Below are 15803 nucleotides of genomic sequence, written 5' to 3' on the forward strand. Positions count from 1 at the left end.
GTTGTTAAAACCAAGCTTTCGATCTCTATTGCCCAATCGCGTCGAGGAACTGGTACCAGCCGGCCACCATCCGGACGGCCGGTTCGCGCAGCGGATAAAACGGGATGATTTTGAGGCGGCTGGCGTCGAGCAGGCCGACATCGGGATTTTCGCCGCGCACGAAGGCCGCCAGATAGCGCCCCATCAGGCTGGACATCGCGACGCCGGCGCCGTTGTAGCCCATCGAGAACAGTGTCTGATCGTTGAGGCGGCCGATATGCGGCACTGAATCCAGCGTCATGCCGACAAGGCCCGACCATTTGAAGGAAAGCGGAACGTCGGTCAGTTCGGGAAAGATGCCGGTCATCGCCTTGCGCAGCGCGGCGAAAGCTGATTCCGAATCCTGCCTGCCGAAGGCACCGCGCCCGCCGAAAATGACGCGATCATCCACCATGCGGAACCAACGCATCATGCGCTTGGTCTCGGTATAGGTTCGACCAGTCGGCATCAGACGACCGGCAAGGTTGCGTGGCAATTTGTCGGTCGCGATGATGGCGCTGCGGAACGGCACCAGCGTGTGCTGCAGATGACGGGTCGCGTCGGTCAGATCGGAATAGCTGTTGGTGGCGAAGATCGCCTGCCGCGCCCGCACCGCGCCGTGCGGCGTTTCGGCGACGATCAGCCCGTTCTCGTGCCTCAACCGGAGGACGGGGCTCTCCTGGAAAATGGCGATGCCGCGTTTGGCAAGGCCTGCGGCGAGCCCGTGAAGATAGTTCAGTGGATGGATGCCACCCGAACCCGGATTGAGAACGCCGCCGACGAAGGCTTGCGAACCGGTTTCCTCGCGCACCTGATCGGCGTCGAGTATCCGGACATCCGCATCGCCCATCTCGCGCTTCATCCAATCGGCTTCGTCGATGGCGGCTTGAAGCGTCGCCTGATTGTGCGCCGCCTTGACCTGTCCATTTCGCGTCAAGTTTGCGCCGGCGATGTCGAGATCGGAAACCAGCTCCTCGACGATATCAACCGATTCATGCGCGATCTCGTACATGCGCCGGGCCATTGCACGGCCGTGGGTCGCGTCGATGCTGCGGAAGGAGAGCCGGAACTTTGCTGTGATGACGCCGCCGTTGCGGCCGCTTGCCCCCCACCCGGGACGATTGGCTTCGAGCACGACCGGCATCAAGCCGCTCTTCGCGATGTGATGTGCGGCGGAGAGCCCGGTATAGCCCGCGCCGATGATGACAACATCGGCCTGAACTTCGCGCGACAGGGACGGAAAGGCAGGTAAAGGCCTGGCCGTGCTCGCCCAGAGCGAGGCGGCCGGTGCCATTGGGGTCCAGACCTCCGTCATGGCCGCTTTACCCGGTTCAGTGACCAACTGCCGCGTCGGCGAAGGCCTTCATGGTCGCGAAATGAAAATCGGGTTTTGTCAGTGCCGCCACGTCAGGCGTTCCGCCGAATCCCGTCATCCCTTGGCGGCGCTCGATCCAGCACACCTTGTAGCCGAGCTTTCGAGCGATCCCGATGTCGTGATACTGGCTCTGGGCCACATGCAGGATGTCGGATTGCTTGTAGCCGAAGGCCGCCTGCCGGCCCTTGTTGTACGCGAAGAATTCGGGGTTCGGCTTGGCAACGCCGGTATCGTCGGCGCAGACGGTATCGTCGAACGGATCGCCGAGCGCATGGGCGTAGCACGACAGCGCGACGCGATCCGCGTTGGTCATCGCGACCAGGCGAAATTTCGTGCGCAAGCGCTTCAGCGCCTCGACGGAGTCGACGAACGGTTGCCAGCGCAGCACCGCGAGCTGGAAGGCGTCGCAGGCCTGGTCATCAGCCGGGAGGCCGAGGTCCTTAGCCAGGAAGCGGTATACGTGAAACATCACTTCGCTCGACCGCTCCGGATGAGCATCGCGGCCGCGCTTGTAGGAAGCGAAGATCCGGTCGTCGCTCAGTTCCGCCGTGCTTCGGCCGGAAATCTTGCGGACGGCGTTCAGAACGCCGGTTTCGAAGTCGATCAAGGTGCCGACGACGTCAAAGGTGAGAACCTTGAAATTGCTGAGTGACATGGGCGCTTCTTCTCTGGTGCTGGGACGGTGTTGGTGAGGTATGTTCATTCCGGTACTTTCGGCACGATGATCGTGTCCTCGGGGTGGAGCGTCACCGTGAGGCCGCTGCCAATTGGCGGAATGCGGCGATAGGCTTCGTGATGGCTCGGCTGGCGCAGGCTCAATGTCGTGCCATCCGGCAACACGAGAAAAATGCGCAGGCTTTCGCCCTGGTAGACGACATCCGTGACGGTACCGGTCAGGCGGTTGCGTGCCGTGTCACCGCTGTTGTCGATCAGAAGCTTTTCGCTGTGCACCGCCAGGATCAGGGCGTCGCCGTTCGGTATGGCCCGCGCGCTGCGCAGGACGACCGGGCCCAGTGCAACGCGGTTTCCGTCGATGCGGCGGACGGGCAGCAAGCTTGCCTCGCCGATGAAGCTCGCGACAAAGGAATCCGCGGGATGATCGTGCAGGCGTTCCGGCCGGTCGATCTGGATCAGGCGCCCATCTTTCAGAATGGCGACCCGGTCGCTCATCGTCAGCGCTTCGCGCTGGTCATGCGTCACATAAACGATCGTGGCGCCGATGCGCTTATGGAGTTCGCGCAATTCGATCTGCATCGATTCCCGCAACTGCTTGTCGAGCGCCGAAAGCGGCTCATCCATCAGAATAAGCCGCGGCTCGAAAATCATCGCCCGCGCGAGCGCGACGCGTTGGCGCTGGCCGCCGGACAGCTGGGCGACGCCGCGCGCCTCGTAGCCGGCGAGACCGACCATCGCGAGCGCCGCGCGGACCTTCTCCGGCCAACTCGCCTTGGGAAGCCGTCGCGCGCGCAGCGGGAAGGCGACGTTCTCGCCGACGCTCATATGCGGAAACAGCGCGTAGTTCTGAAACACGACTCCGATGTCGCGCTTGTGCGGGGGCAGGAAGGTGACGTCGCGGTCGCCGAAATGGATCGAGCCCGAAGAAGGCTGGATGAAGCCACCGAGCAAGCCGAGAAGCGTCGTCTTCCCCGATCCGGATGGCCCCAGCAGCGAGACGAATTCACGCGGTGCGACCTTGAGGGTGACCTTGTCGAGCGCGCGGACAGCGCCGTAGCTCTTGCTGGCAGACCTGATCTCGACGCTTTCGCCGCCGGTGTCCAATGATCGACCTTCCCTGTTGCTCCCAGCCGGCGACCCCACACGAAATTGGGTCCCCGACGCCTTGCCCGCAGGCAAAGGAGCGTTGAACTGGCATGATCTCACTTTATAGTCGGGCGCATCCCAAGCGACCGAGAGTGTCCCGTATCGCCGGTCGATCAGGGCGCTCCGCTACCCGGCAGGCAATCCCTTGATCCATGCAATCAAAATTCATGTTGCCGGGCAATTGCCAAATTATCACTCGCATCATAATCTGATGTTATGCCTGAACTCCGCCGGATGCTGCCTTCCAGCAATGCGCTGTTCGTCTTCGATGCGGCCGCGCGCAACGGCAGCTTCACTGCGGCTGCGGCAGAGCTGAACGTGACCCAGCCAGCGGTGAGCCGCATGTTGGGACGTTTCGAAGATTATCTCGGCGTACGCCTTTTTGACCGCACAGCCGGTGGTGCGATCCTGACCGAGGAGGGCGAGTTGCTCTATCGGCGGGTACTTGACGGATTTCGCAGCATTGAAAGCGGCCTGATCGAGATCGAGCGGCGCCGCAGGGGTACCGAAACAGTCACGCTCTCGCTCTCCTCGGCTTTCACCACCCACTGGCTGATGCCGCGCATGGACAAGCTGCAGCGAAGCTTTCCGAATGTTGATCTCAGGTTCCAGCTGATATCCGGGTCGCTGCGAGGCCCGGTCGAGAACGTGGATTTGGGCATGCGGTTTCGCGATCAGGACGACCCTCATTCCAACGGCGCGCTGGTGATGAAGGAAGTCATGCTTCCGATCTGCAGTCCCGCCTATCGCGATGCGGATGCTGTAACGAAAGCGGGCGAAGAAAGCACGATCATCAAACTGGCCGACACGCCCGAAGACTGGGTGGCGCAATATCCAGGCGTTCTCACGAGCCCGTCCGCTCCCGCCAAGGCGTTGAGCTTCTCGGATTATGCCGTTGTGGTGCAGGCGGCCTTGCTCGGCCAGGGGATCACCCTCGGCTGGCTCACCGTCGTATCGCATTGGCTTTTGACCGGCACACTGGTTCCCGCTTCCGAACAACTCGTCCGCACGAGACGGATCTGCGAACTCGTCCACCCGCGCAGCCGGCCGCTGCGGCCTGTCGCCATCGAGATCAGGGACTGGATCATCGAACAGATGCGCAACGATGTTTTCGCGATCGACCGGCTCTATCCGCGTCTCGGACTCACATCGGCTTGCTATTGACCGCAACTCGAGCGCCGGCAGTGGCCGAAACTGTAGTAAGTCATACTAATACGACAATCTACTATACAAGAACTCCGGGATATGGCATGGAAGTTTTGCCAGCCATGGATCCTGCCCGAAGAGGCGGGACGGCGGCCCACAACGATTAGGGAGCGAACCAGCCATGAGTCTCGAGAATCTTCTTCCCGCTGCGCTCATCGCGCTCACCTGATCCAGACCGCTTCACCTTCGACGGCAATCTTGTCGAGCTGGTGGACCGAGATCGTGACGGGCTTTTTGCTGTTCGCCTTCATCGCCTTCCAGCAAAGTCTGGTCCGCTTCGCGAAGCGGCCCGCCGCCTTGACCGCGGGAGGAGTGCCATGAGGTCCGATCTCGTCGTAATTCCGCCCGGCCGCGGCCATTCCAGCCAGGCCGAGGTAACGCGCACCATCGGCATCGACATCATCGTGGGCCGCTATCCCGAAGGCAGCGGTCTGCCGCGCGACGCAGAATTGACCGCCATGTTCGATGTGTCGCGGACCGTGCTCCGCGAAAGCGTCAAGACGTTGTCGGCCAAGGGACTGCTCAACTCGAAGGCGGGTGTCGGCACCCGGGTCAGGGAACGTTCGGCCTGGAACATGTTCGATCCCGATGTGCTCGGCTGGCACCTCGAGGCGGGAATCGACAAGCGGTTTCTTCGCGATCTCGCCGATATTCGCCTCGCCGTGGAGCCGCGTGCCGCGGCGCTCGCCGCCGAGCGGCGGGCGGACGACGCGATCGCGGTGCTGCGCGACAGCATCGTCAAGATGCGGAGCTTCGCCTCTGATTCCATCGAATTCGCCGATGCCGATCTTCGGCTGCATCTTGATGTCGCGACGTTCTCGGCTAATCCGTTCATGCGGTCGATTGGCGCCGTGATCGAGGCGGCCTTGCGCGCGTCGTTCCGGCTGAGCGCCCCCACAGAGGAGGCCGAACGCGAGATCACTATCGCCGCGCATGAGCGCATCGTCGACGCGATCGCCGAGCGCGATGCGGACGCAGCCGCCGCGGCGATGGCGAACGTTATCTTCAACGGCCTGCGCCGGCACGGCGCGGCCGGGTGAAGCGCCTGCGGCAGTTGCTCGGCTGAGAGTTGAACGAAAAAGAGAGGATGGTCATGGCAAACTCCAGCGTGCAGCCGCCCTACAAGGGCGTATTTCCGGTGGTGCCGACGGTGTTCGACGGGGACGGCCGGCTTGATCTCGATGGCCAAAAGCGCGCCGTCGACTGCATGATCGATGCAGGTTCGCACGGGCTCTGTATCCTCGCCAACTTCTCCGAACAGTTCGTGCTGACCGATGCCGAGCGCGACCTCGTACTCGATACCGTCTTGAACCATGTCGCCGGCCGCGTCCCGGTGATTGTCACCACGACGCATTTTGCCTCGCATGTCTGCGCCGAACGCTCGCGGCGGGCGCAGCAGGCGGGTGCTGCCATGGTGATGGTGATGCCGCCTTATCATGGCGCAACCATCCGGGTTGGCGAAAACGCCATCTACCAGTTCTACCGAACCGTCTCGGACGCGGTCTCGATTCCCATCATGGTCCAGGATGCGCCGGTCGCCGGCACGCCGCTGTCGGCCGGTTTTTTGGCGCGCATGGCGCGCGAACTCGAAAACATCGCCTACTTCAAGATCGAGACGCCGCAGGCCGCCGCCAAGCTGCGCGAGTTGATTGCGCTAGGGGGTGAGGCGATCGAAGGCCCGTGGGACGGCGAGGAGGCCATCACGTTGATAGCCGACCTCGATGCCGGTGCAACCGGCGCAATGACCGGCGGCGGTTATCCCGATGGTATTCGCCAGATCACCGATCCGTATTTCGCCGGCCGCCGCGACGAAGCAATCGCTGCCTATCAACGGTGGCTGCCGCTGATCAATTATGAAAATCGCCAATGCGGCCTGATCGCCTGCAAGGCGCTGATGAAGGAGGGCGGCGTCATCAAGCATGAAACCGTCCGCCATCCGCTGCAGCCGTTACATCCGGCTGTTCGAACGGGGTTGATCGAGATCGCGAACCATCTCGCCCCGCTCGTGCTGCGATGGGGCAGGTAAGCCGTGGCGACCGCCATCCGCCTCGCCATCGTCGGCCTCGGCAAGATCGCGAGGGACCAGCACATCCCCGCGATCGCCGGCACCGAGGGTATTGAGCTCGCGGCGATTGCGAGCCGCAATGCATCGATCGACGGCATCGCGCATTTCGCAACCCTCGACGAACTGCTCGCTGCCGCGCCCGGTATCGATGCTGTTGCGCTCTGTACACCGCCCCAGGTGCGCCATGCCCAGGCGGCGGCCGCGTTGAAGGCCGGCAAGCACGTGCTGCTCGAAAAACCTCCGGGCGCGACCGTGAGTGAACTGCCGCCGCTGATCGCCGCGGCACGGCAAACCGGGCGAACGCTGTTTGCGACCTGGCATTCCCGTTTTGCATCGGCCGTCGAGCCGGCGAGGACCTTCCTCGCCAGTCGCGAAATCAAATCGGTGGCCGTCGAGTGGAAAGAAGACGTGAGAGTTTGGCATCCCGGCCAAGCCTGGATATGGGAGCCCGGCGGGTTAGGGGTGTTCGATCCCGGTATCAACGCACTCTCGATCCTGACCCGCATTTTGCCGCGGCCATTTTTCCTCACGCAGGCCGAGCTATCCTTCCCGCGCAATCGCGCCGCGCCCATCGCGGCCGATCTCGCCTTCTCCGACGATACCGGTTTGCCGATCCGGGCCGAATTTGATTGGCGCCAGACCGGTCCGCAGACCTGGGACATCCGCGTCGAGACTGATACCGGGCGGTTGACGCTGTCTTCCGGCGGCAGCCGCCTCGAACATGATGACCGGAACCTGATCGACGAGAAGCAGGCCGAGTATCGCGGCATCTATCGGCGTTTCGTCGAATTGATCGCCAACGGCGTGTCCGATGTCGATCTGTCGCCGCTGGTCCATGTCGCGGATGCCTTCATGCTCGGCCGGCGCCGCGACGTCGAACCATTCATCGAGGATTGAACGTGGCGCCGTTGGACAGAACACAAACGCCCAAAGTCACGCGCACCATCTTCGGTCACTTGCCGGATGGTACCGCGATTGAAATGGTCCGGCTATGCGGCGACGGCGGCTTCGAGGTGCGCATCATCACCTACGGCGCGGTGATCCAGTCCATCTTCGCGCCGGATCGCGCTGGCCGCCTTGCCGATGTCGTGCTGGGCCGCGATGACCTTGCGGGCTATGCTGCGATCAGGCGCTTCCTCGGTGCGACGGTTGGGCGCTATGCCAATCGGATCGCGAACGGCACGTTCGAACTCGATGGCGATCGTTATCAACTACCCGCAAACGATGGCGCCAACGCGCTGCATGGCGGCCTCGCCGGCTTCGACCGCAAAGCCTGGTCTGTCACTGACATTGGTGAAAGCCCTGTGCCTTTCGTCACGCTCTCTTATGTCAGCCCGGACGGCGAAGAGGGCTATCCCGGCAGGCTGGCGACGCAGCTCAGCTACAGCATTTCAGGTGGGATCGGGCTTTCGGTCGCATTCTCCGCGGTGACCGACAAACCGACCATCGTCAATTTGACCAACCACAGCTTTTTCAATCTTTCAGGCGTCGAGGGCAGTGGCGATATTCTCGATCACCATCTCACCATCGCGGCGGATACTTATCTGCCGGTCAGCGCAGCCGGTATTCCCCTGGAGGCACCGAGCAAGGTCGACGCGACGCCGTTCGATTTCCGCAGTCCCCATCCCGTCGGCGCGCGCCTTCGCGACGCCAATGAACAGATCCAAATTCGCAAAGGATATGACCACAATTTCTGCCTTCGCGGCAGCGTGACGAACGCCCCGCGCCTTGCCGCCCGATTGGAAGACCCAAGCTCGGGCCGTGTCCTCGAACTCCTGACCGATCAGCCGGGCGTCCAGTTCTATTCGGGAAATTTCCTCGACGGCACCGTGACCGGCAAATATGGCCGCGTTCATCGCCAATATGATGCGCTCTGCCTGGAGCCGCAGCGATATCCCGACACACCAAATCGTCCGGCGTTTCCGTCCGCGCGGCTCGATCCCGGCCAGGCCTATCACCACACTTCGCTCTATCGATTTTCCGCGAGCCGACGGCATGGCAGAATTCAAGGGAAATCGCGTGGAACGTATGACATCATTCGTTCTCTTCTCGTCGGCCACGACCGTGTCCGACGGCGCGCCGAACAACAACGGCGCCAAAAGCAAACCGCGACAACGCGGCGATTGGGGTTAACACTGTGGGAGTGAAACATGAACTTGCTCAAATCTATCTTGTCGGTCATCGCGCTCGGTTCCATCGCACTTGCGGGGCCCGCGTTCGCGCAGGACAAGCCGACAGTCGGCATCGCCATGCCGACCAAATCCTCGGCGCGCTGGATCGATGATGGCAACAACATCGTCAAGGTGTTGAAGGAACGCGGTTACAACACCGATTTGCAATACGCCGAAGACGATATTCCGAACCAGCTCTCCCAGATCGAGAACATGGTGACCAAGGGCGCCAAGGTGCTGGTGATCGCCGCGATTGACGGCACCACACTCTCCAACGTGCTCAAGCAGGCCAAGGACAAGGGTATCACCGTGATCGCCTACGACCGGCTGATCCGCGACACGCCCAATGTCGATTACTATGCGACCTTCGACAATTTCCAGGTCGGCGTGCTGCAAGCGCAGTCGATCGAGCAGGGACTGAAGCTGAAGGAAGGCAAGGGCCCGTTCAACATCGAGCTGTTCGGCGGCTCACCCGACGACAACAACGCCTACTTCTTCTACAACGGCTCGATGTCCGTGCTGCAGCCCTATATTGATAACGGCAAGCTCGTGGTCGTCAGCCACCAGACCGGCATGGACAAGGTCTCGACGCTCCGCTGGGACGGCGCCACGGCGCAGGCCCGCATGGATAATCTGTTGAGCGCGTTCTACACCGCCAAGCGCGTTGATGCCGTGCTTTCGCCCTATGATGGGCTTTCGATCGGCATCCTGTCGTCGCTCAAGGGTGTCGGCTATGGCAGCGGCGACATGCCGATGCCGATCGTCAGCGGCCAGGATGCGGAAGTACCTTCGATCAAATCGATGCTTCGCGGCGAGCAGTACTCAACGATCTTCAAGGACACCCGTGACCTCGCCAAGGTCACCGCCGATATGGTGGACGCGGCGCTGAGCGGCAAGACCGTGACGGTCAACGACACCAAGACCTACAACAATGGGGTGAAGGTAGTGCCATCCTATCTGCTCAAGCCGGTGGTGGTCGACAAGAGCAATTGGGAGAAGGTCCTGGTCGATAGCGGCTACTACAAGAAGGCGCAGATCAACTGAGGCGCGCGGTGACTGAGCGCTATTCTCTCGCGATGGCGACGGTGGCTAATCTTAGCCATCGTCGCCATGTCTCCAGGGAGCCTGAATGACTACACTGCTTGAAATGCGCGGTATCGGCAAAGCCTTCGCCGGCGTGAAGGCGCTGAACGACGTCAGTTTCACCGTCACGCAGGGCGAAATCCACGCTTTGGTAGGCGAGAACGGCGCCGGCAAGTCCACCCTGATGAAGGTGCTGAGCGGCGTCTATCCCCACGGCAGCTACGATGGCAGCATCGTCTATGACGGCGAGGAGCGGCAGTTCCGCGACATCAATGATTCCGAGGCGCTCGGCATCATCACCATTCATCAGGAGCTCGCGCTGATCCCGCTGCTCTCGATCGCGGAGAATATTTTTATATCCAGCCCGCCGTCGCGGTTCGGCGTGATCGATCGCGACGCGGTTTTCGCGCGGTCGCGGCAGCTCCTGGCGAAAGTCGGGCTCAATGAGGCGCCGGACACGCTCGTCACCAATCTCGGGGTCGGCAAGCAGCAGCTGGTGGAGATCGCCAAGGCGCTGTCCAAGAAGGTGCGCTTGTTGATTCTCGACGAGCCGACCGCGAGCCTCAACGAAAGCGACAGCGCGGCGCTGCTCGATCTGTTGCTCGAGTTCCGCTCCCAGGGCATGTCCGCGATCCTGATCTCGCACAAGCTCAACGAGGTGGCGCGTGTCGCCGACCGCATCACCGTGCTGCGCGACGGTCGCACCGTCGATACGCTGGATTGCGAGGCCGGCGCGGTCGAGGAGGATCGCATCATCCGCAAGATGGTGGATCGTGACCTCGAGCATCGTTTTCCGAAGCGCGAGCCGAACATCGGCGAACCCGTGTTCAAGGTCGAGAACTGGTCGGTCTATCATCCCCTGCATGCGGACCGGCAAGTCATCCGGAATGTCGATTTTCAGGTCCGCCGCGGCGAGATCGTCGGCATTGCCGGCCTGATGGGCGCCGGGCGCACCGAATTCGCCATGAGCCTGTTCGGCCGCTCATGGGGCCGCAGGATTACCGGCCGCGCCACCCTGCATGGGCGCGAGATCGACCTCTCGACCGTCAGCCGCGCCATCGACGCCGGCCTCGCCTACGTCACCGAGGACCGCAAGCAGCTCGGCCTGCTGCTTACCGACGACGTGCGCAAGAACATCACGCTTGCCAATCTCGAAGGCGTCGCGTCCGGCAGCGTCATCGACGACATCCGGGAATTGCGGGTGGCGAGCGATTATCGCAACCGCATGCGCATCCGCTGTTCCGATGTCTATCAGACGTCCGGTCACCTGTCCGGAGGCAACCAGCAGAAGGTGGTGCTGTCGAAATGGCTGTTCACCGATCCGGAAATCCTGATCCTGGATGAGCCGACCCGCGGCATCGACATCGGCGCCAAATACGAGATCTATTGCATCATCAACGAACTGGCCGACGCCGGCAAGGCCGTCATCGTGATCTCGTCGGAAATGCCGGAGCTGCTCGGGATTTGCGACCGCATCTGCGTCATGAACGAAGGCGCGTTTGTCGGCGAGTTCGACCGCAGCGAGGCGACGCAGGAGAAAATCATGCGGGTCATCATGCGCAAGGGCGAACGGCTGGTTGTTAGAGACCTGGAGAGAGAATTGCAAGATAAGCAGTTGGGAGAGGCGCATCCATGAGCGACAAGACCGTCGCGCTACCCGAGGCGCATAAACATGCGGGCTTTCTCAAAGCCAATTTGCGTGAATACGGCATGCTGTTGTCGCTCTTCGCGATCATGCTGTTCTTCGAGTTCGTCACCGACGGCACCTTGCTGCGCCCGCTCAACCTCACCAATCTGGTGCTGCAGAACAGCTATATCGTGATCATGGCGCTCGGCATGCTGCTGGTTATCGTCACCGGGCATATCGATCTTTCGGTCGGCTCGGTCGCAGGTTTCATCGGCGCGATCGCCGCGGTGCTGATGGTGCGCTACGGCGTGCATTTCATTCCGGCCACCATCGCCTGCCTCGCGCTCGGTGCGTTGATCGGCGCGGCCCAGGGCTATTGGGTCGCCTATTTCAAGATTCCGTCGTTCATCGTCACGCTGGCCGGAATGCTGGTGTTCAAAGGGCTGGCGCTTGCGGTATTGCAAGGGCAGTCGGTCGGCCCGTTCTCGTCGACCTTCCAGAAACTCTCCTCCGGTTTCATTCCGGAACTGTTTCCGAGCGCCGGGGCGCTCTATCCCACCTCGCTCCTGATCGGCGCTGCGCTCGCGCTTGGGCTGGTCTATGTCAGCGTCAAGACCCGCGCCCGGCGCGCAAGCCACGGCGTCGAGGTCGAGCCGGCCGGCTTCTTTGCCCTCAAGAGCGCGATCCTGTTCGGCGTGGTGATCTATTTCACCTATCTGATCGCCTCGCATCGCGGCCTCCCCAACGTGCTGGTGATCATGATCGCGCTGATCGCGCTCTATGGCTTCGTCACCGCGCGCACCACCATTGGCCGGCAGATCTATGCGGTCGGCGGCAACGAGAAGGCGGCAAAACTCTCCGGCATCAAGACCGAGCGCCTGACCTTCCTCACCTTCATCAACATGGGCGTGCTGGCAGCGCTCGCCGGCCTCGTGTTCGCCGCACGGCTCAACACCGCGACACCGAAAGCCGGGGCCGGATTCGAACTCGACGTTATCGCCGCCTGCTTCATCGGCGGCGCCTCGGCTTATGGCGGCGTCGGACGGGTAGCCGGGGCCGTGATCGGCGCGCTGATCATGGGCGTGATGAATAACGGCATGTCGATCCTCGGCATCGGCATCGACTACCAGCAGGTGATCAAGGGGCTCGTGCTGCTCGGCGCGGTGTGTCTTGATGTCTACAACCAACGACGCTAAGGCGATCTCATTGGGGGAGAGCCGTAGCGCCGATACGGCAATCCCCTGCAAAAAAGCCTTCGAGAAACCCGGCGCCAAAACCTCTCAGAGATATTTTCTGCCGGAGAGATTCTTCATCATCGCGCCGAGACCGAACTGCCAATGTGCGCACTCGTCGCTCGGGAGCATGCGATTGGTCAGTTTGCCAAGCTTCGGCGTGCCGATCGTAACGATATCGCCGCGCTTGTGAGTGAATCCTTCTCCTGCCACGTCCCGATCCTTGATCGGGGCAAACATGGTGCCGAGAAAAAGCACAAACCCATCGGGATACTGGTGCGTCGGTCCAATCGTTTGCGAGACGAGGTCTTCCGGATCCCGGCTGATCTTGCTGATGGAGGAATGACCTTCAAGAACAAAGCCATCCTCGCCGACGACTGTCATCGCCACATCCATCCCGCGCACGTCATCGAGACCAAAGCTCCGGTCGAACAGACGCAGAAACGGCCCGATGGCGCAGGAAGCGTTGTTGTCTTTCGCCTTCGAAAGCAAAAGCGCGGATCGTCCTTCGAAATCGCGAAGGTTGACATCGTTTCCGAGCGTCGCGCCGACGATCCGGCCGCGGCTCGATACCACGAGCACGACTTCGGGTTCGGGGTTGTTCCAGCTTGATTTTGGATGAAGACCGGCATCCATCCCGGTCCCCACTGACGACAGAACCGGCGCCTTGGTGAAGACCTCCGCGTCCGGGCCAATCCCGACTTCGAGATACTGGCTCCATGCCAGCTGCGAAATCAGCACGTCCTTCAGCCGCTTCGCCTCGGCGGACCCCGGCTTCAGCTTCGATAGATCGTCACCGACAAGCCGCACCACTTCCGCCCGGATCGCGGCCGCCGATGCCGGATTGCCGCGGGCTCTTTCCTCGATAACTCTCTCAAGCATGGATATCGCGAAGGTGACTCCGGCGGCCTTGATCACCTGAAGGTCGATCGGCGCCAACAGCCAAGGCTTTCCGGAATCGCGGCGGTCCGGCGGCGTATTGGCGGCGATGCGATCGAGATCGCCGAGCAGGGTACCCTCGACGTTCCGCAGTGCACCGGCCGGATCGGTCTCGTCTGCAAGTATGCTCACCGTCGGAAAATGCGACGTCACATCGTAAAGGCCGCTGTCCCGGACCGCCACAACCGAGGGACCCGATGCGGAAGGGAGCCAAACGCGGCCAACTAGCGTGCCTGTGGTGCCGTCGTCTGGCAGTACGGTTGCTGCGTTCAAGGATATCATGGTGGCTCCTCCCGTCTTGTTATTATCGGTCTTCTGAACACTTGCAAATCGGGAGTCGAGGGAATCGTTTTCTGTGATCGGCGTGGGTCGACTGGAACAAGCCATGGTCGACTGGGATAGCGTTCGGCATGGGCTTAATTCCGCAATGACGACCAGGCCGAGCTTTTTCGCACTGCTCGAACAGGTCGGCGAGGCTTGCAATGGATCTTGGTGGAGTGCCAGTCGCCGACGCGCCACCTGGAAGCTCGTTGCCTGAATGACCCAATCCGCGCGGCTTACCGTTGGCGGCGCGATTACCATTGATGGTCGTAGCGAGAAGCGCAACGCTGGGTAGGGCCCTCCGGGGAGGTTGGCGTTCCAACCCTGCGGGGTATGCGCCGCATCGATTTACAAATAGCTCGTAAAGTATTGATCTTCTTGCGTCTCAAAGCTCCAAAGCTTACTTCTAAGCCTTTGATTTATTGTCAAAAATCACTGACTCTTGATAATCGGGTCCGAGGTTCGGGCCCTGGTGCGCCCACCAGTCAAGTCAAGAATCTGGCAGTTTAGCCGACGCGAACACCAGCCGCGTCTTCATTCCAATCGCAGGCAATCTGCCCGATTCGCTGCCACGTTTTGCCGTGGGGCTGGGCACCATGCTCGAAGACATCCAGACATTGCTTGTTGTTGCAATCGAGAAGCCCCGGCGCGTGGGCGTGGAGTATTGCGCGAAAATCAGCTTGCATAGACACTGCGAGACGACAGACGAGACAATCGCCCCTTTCCAACGGAGAAAGCCATGTTGAACAAGATCCACAAGCTGGCGTCGAATACGCAGCTAGGGTTCGCCGCTATGCTGATGTTCGGCATTGCCACGATGATGCCGGCGCACGCCGACATCAAAATCGGGTTTCAGGCGCCGTTGACGGGTCCCTCGGCGACCGACGGCAAGTCCGCGCAAATCGCAGCGACGATGGCGGTTGAGGATATCAACGCCGCCGGCGGCGTACTCGGGCAGAAAATCGAACTCGTCACCTATGACGACCAGGCCAAGTCCGATCAGGCAATCTTCACCGCCAACAAGTTGATCGGCGAAGACGGCGTCAAGCTGGTGGTGAACGGTAGTTATTCAGCGTCGGGCCGTGCCGCAGCGCCTGTGTTCCAGAAGGCGGGTGTCGTCATGATCTCGGCCTACGGAGTGCATCCCGACATCACCCGCGCCGGCGATTACATGTTCCGCCTGGTCCATCTCGGACCGCCCCAGGGCGCGGCCACTGCGCTCTATATCGGCAAGACGCTCGGAATCAAAAAAGTCTCCACCATCACCATGGACAATGATTACGGACAGGCGACGATGGACGGCTTCCTCGAAGCGTCCGGCAAATACGGCATCGAAGTTCTCAACAAATACAGCTATTCGCTGAAAGACCGCCAGTTCGGTTCGATCGTCGCCAGCGTCAAGCGCGACAACCCCGACGCGGTCTATGCCACCGGCTATTTCTTTACCGCTGGCCCTTTGGTCGCACAGCTTCGCGCCGCCGGCATCACCGTGCCGATCATCGGTTCGCAGGCGTTTGATTCGGAGAAGTTTGTCGAGATTGCCGGACCGGCTGCCGAAGGCACCTACATCATGGACAGTTTTGATCGCGACCGGAAGGACGAAACCCTTCAAAAATTCTTTGCCGAATTCAAGAACCGCGCCGGATATTCGCCGGAAGGCGTCGCCGCCGTCACCTATTCGGCGGTGAAGCTCTTGGTGGACGGCATCAAGCGCGCCAACAGCGCCGATCCGGAAAAGGTCAGGGATGCGCTTGCGGCCACCAAGGACTTTCCCATGCTCGAAGGCAATCTCAACGGCTTCAACAGCCTGCATGAGATCGAGATGCCGATCAGCGTGAACGTGATCAAGGACGGCAAATTCGCATCGGCCGGCGTGATCAACGATCTCGCCGCCTTCGCCCCGCCCGAGAAATAACCGGGGATGTGAGCGTGAGCGGAAGGCCGG

At 61.5% G+C, this 15803-nt stretch carries 13 protein-coding genes; 9 read left to right on the plus strand and 4 right to left on the minus strand.

What is annotated here, in order from left to right; all coding sequences use genetic code 11:
* Nucleotides 1-25: 25 nt before the first annotated feature.
* Genes B5526_RS28080 through B5526_RS28090 form a run of 3 tightly spaced genes read right to left on the minus strand, consistent with a single transcriptional unit; the run spans nt 26 to nt 3172 of the window.
* Nucleotides 26-1333, minus strand: coding sequence for an NAD(P)/FAD-dependent oxidoreductase (locus B5526_RS28080; protein WP_079543033.1), 1308 nt, complete (start codon nt 1331-1333; stop codon nt 26-28).
* A gap of 16 nt (nt 1334-1349) precedes the next feature.
* Nucleotides 1350-2048: an HAD family hydrolase gene (locus tag B5526_RS28085; RefSeq protein ID WP_079543034.1), complete on the minus strand. Its 699-nt coding sequence runs from the start codon at nt 2046-2048 to the stop codon at nt 1350-1352.
* A 44-nt stretch (nt 2049-2092) separates the two neighbouring features.
* Entirely contained in the window at nt 2093-3172 is a 1080-nt protein-coding gene (locus tag B5526_RS28090; RefSeq protein WP_079543035.1) for an ABC transporter ATP-binding protein, read from the minus strand.
* A 258-nt stretch (nt 3173-3430) separates the two neighbouring features.
* Between B5526_RS28090 and B5526_RS28095 the strand changes: the two genes are divergently transcribed.
* From B5526_RS28095 to mmsB, 8 genes are all read left to right on the plus strand, one after another.
* Complete coding sequence (locus B5526_RS28095) at nt 3431-4378, plus strand: LysR family transcriptional regulator (RefSeq protein ID WP_079543036.1); 948 nt, start codon at nt 3431-3433, stop codon at nt 4376-4378.
* Nucleotides 4379-4737: 359 nt separating this feature from the next.
* Entirely contained in the window at nt 4738-5460 is a 723-nt protein-coding gene (locus tag B5526_RS28100; RefSeq protein WP_079543037.1) for a FadR/GntR family transcriptional regulator, read from the plus strand.
* A gap of 53 nt (nt 5461-5513) precedes the next feature.
* Nucleotides 5514-6446, plus strand: a complete 933-nt coding sequence (locus B5526_RS28105) for a dihydrodipicolinate synthase family protein (protein WP_079545508.1) — start codon at nt 5514-5516, stop codon at nt 6444-6446.
* A 3-nt stretch (nt 6447-6449) separates the two neighbouring features.
* Nucleotides 6450-7382 carry a Gfo/Idh/MocA family protein gene (locus tag B5526_RS28110; protein WP_079543038.1) on the plus strand — a complete coding sequence of 311 codons (933 nt, stop codon included), beginning with the start codon at nt 6450-6452 and terminating at the stop codon, nt 7380-7382.
* An 11-nt stretch (nt 7383-7393) separates the two neighbouring features.
* A complete protein-coding gene (locus tag B5526_RS28115) occupies nt 7394-8632 on the plus strand; it encodes an aldose epimerase family protein (RefSeq protein WP_079545510.1) in 1239 nt (412 codons plus the stop codon).
* Between the two features lie 3 nt (nt 8633-8635).
* Nucleotides 8636-9700, plus strand: coding sequence for a multiple monosaccharide ABC transporter substrate-binding protein (gene chvE, locus B5526_RS28120; protein ID WP_079543039.1), 1065 nt, complete (start codon nt 8636-8638; stop codon nt 9698-9700).
* 85 nt (nt 9701-9785) lie between these two features.
* Nucleotides 9786-11375, plus strand: a complete 1590-nt coding sequence (mmsA, locus tag B5526_RS28125; RefSeq protein WP_079543040.1) for a multiple monosaccharide ABC transporter ATP-binding protein — start codon at nt 9786-9788, stop codon at nt 11373-11375.
* Nucleotides 11372-12562 (plus strand): multiple monosaccharide ABC transporter permease, encoded by a 1191-nt coding sequence (gene mmsB / locus B5526_RS28130; protein ID WP_079543041.1) that lies wholly within the window; start codon nt 11372-11374, stop codon nt 12560-12562. The genes mmsA and mmsB overlap by 4 nt, the downstream gene beginning before the upstream one ends.
* A gap of 84 nt (nt 12563-12646) precedes the next feature.
* Here mmsB and B5526_RS28135 read toward each other — a convergent pair whose 3' ends face one another.
* Entirely contained in the window at nt 12647-13819 is a 1173-nt protein-coding gene (locus B5526_RS28135) for a fumarylacetoacetate hydrolase family protein (protein WP_079543042.1), read from the minus strand.
* 778 nt (nt 13820-14597) lie between these two features.
* Between B5526_RS28135 and B5526_RS28145 the strand changes: the two genes are divergently transcribed.
* Nucleotides 14598-15773, plus strand: coding sequence for an ABC transporter substrate-binding protein (locus B5526_RS28145; protein ID WP_079543044.1), 1176 nt, complete (start codon nt 14598-14600; stop codon nt 15771-15773).
* The last annotated feature ends 30 nt before the right edge of the window (nt 15774-15803 follow it).

Origin of the sequence: Bradyrhizobium lablabi, from assembly GCF_900141755.1 — a bacterium.
In the GTDB taxonomy this organism is placed as follows: Bacteria; Pseudomonadota; Alphaproteobacteria; order Rhizobiales; family Xanthobacteraceae; genus Bradyrhizobium; species Bradyrhizobium lablabi_A.

Coding starts and splice junctions, on each gene's coding strand:
- B5526_RS28080 (WP_079543033.1), bottom strand. CDS start 1,333: ATGACGGAGGTCTGGACCCCAATGGCACCGGCCGCCTCGCTCTGGGCG.
- B5526_RS28085 (WP_079543034.1), bottom strand. CDS start 2,048: ATGTCACTCAGCAATTTCAAGGTTCTCACCTTTGACGTCGTCGGCACC.
- B5526_RS28095 (WP_079543036.1), top strand. CDS start 3,431: ATGCCTGAACTCCGCCGGATGCTGCCTTCCAGCAATGCGCTGTTCGTC.
- B5526_RS28100 (WP_079543037.1), top strand. CDS start 4,738: ATGAGGTCCGATCTCGTCGTAATTCCGCCCGGCCGCGGCCATTCCAGC.
- B5526_RS28105 (WP_079545508.1), top strand. CDS start 5,514: ATGGCAAACTCCAGCGTGCAGCCGCCCTACAAGGGCGTATTTCCGGTG.
- chvE (WP_079543039.1), top strand. CDS start 8,636: ATGAACTTGCTCAAATCTATCTTGTCGGTCATCGCGCTCGGTTCCATC.
- mmsA (WP_079543040.1), top strand. CDS start 9,786: ATGACTACACTGCTTGAAATGCGCGGTATCGGCAAAGCCTTCGCCGGC.
- mmsB (WP_079543041.1), top strand. CDS start 11,372: ATGAGCGACAAGACCGTCGCGCTACCCGAGGCGCATAAACATGCGGGC.
- B5526_RS28135 (WP_079543042.1), bottom strand. CDS start 13,819: ATGATATCCTTGAACGCAGCAACCGTACTGCCAGACGACGGCACCACA.
- B5526_RS28145 (WP_079543044.1), top strand. CDS start 14,598: ATGTTGAACAAGATCCACAAGCTGGCGTCGAATACGCAGCTAGGGTTC.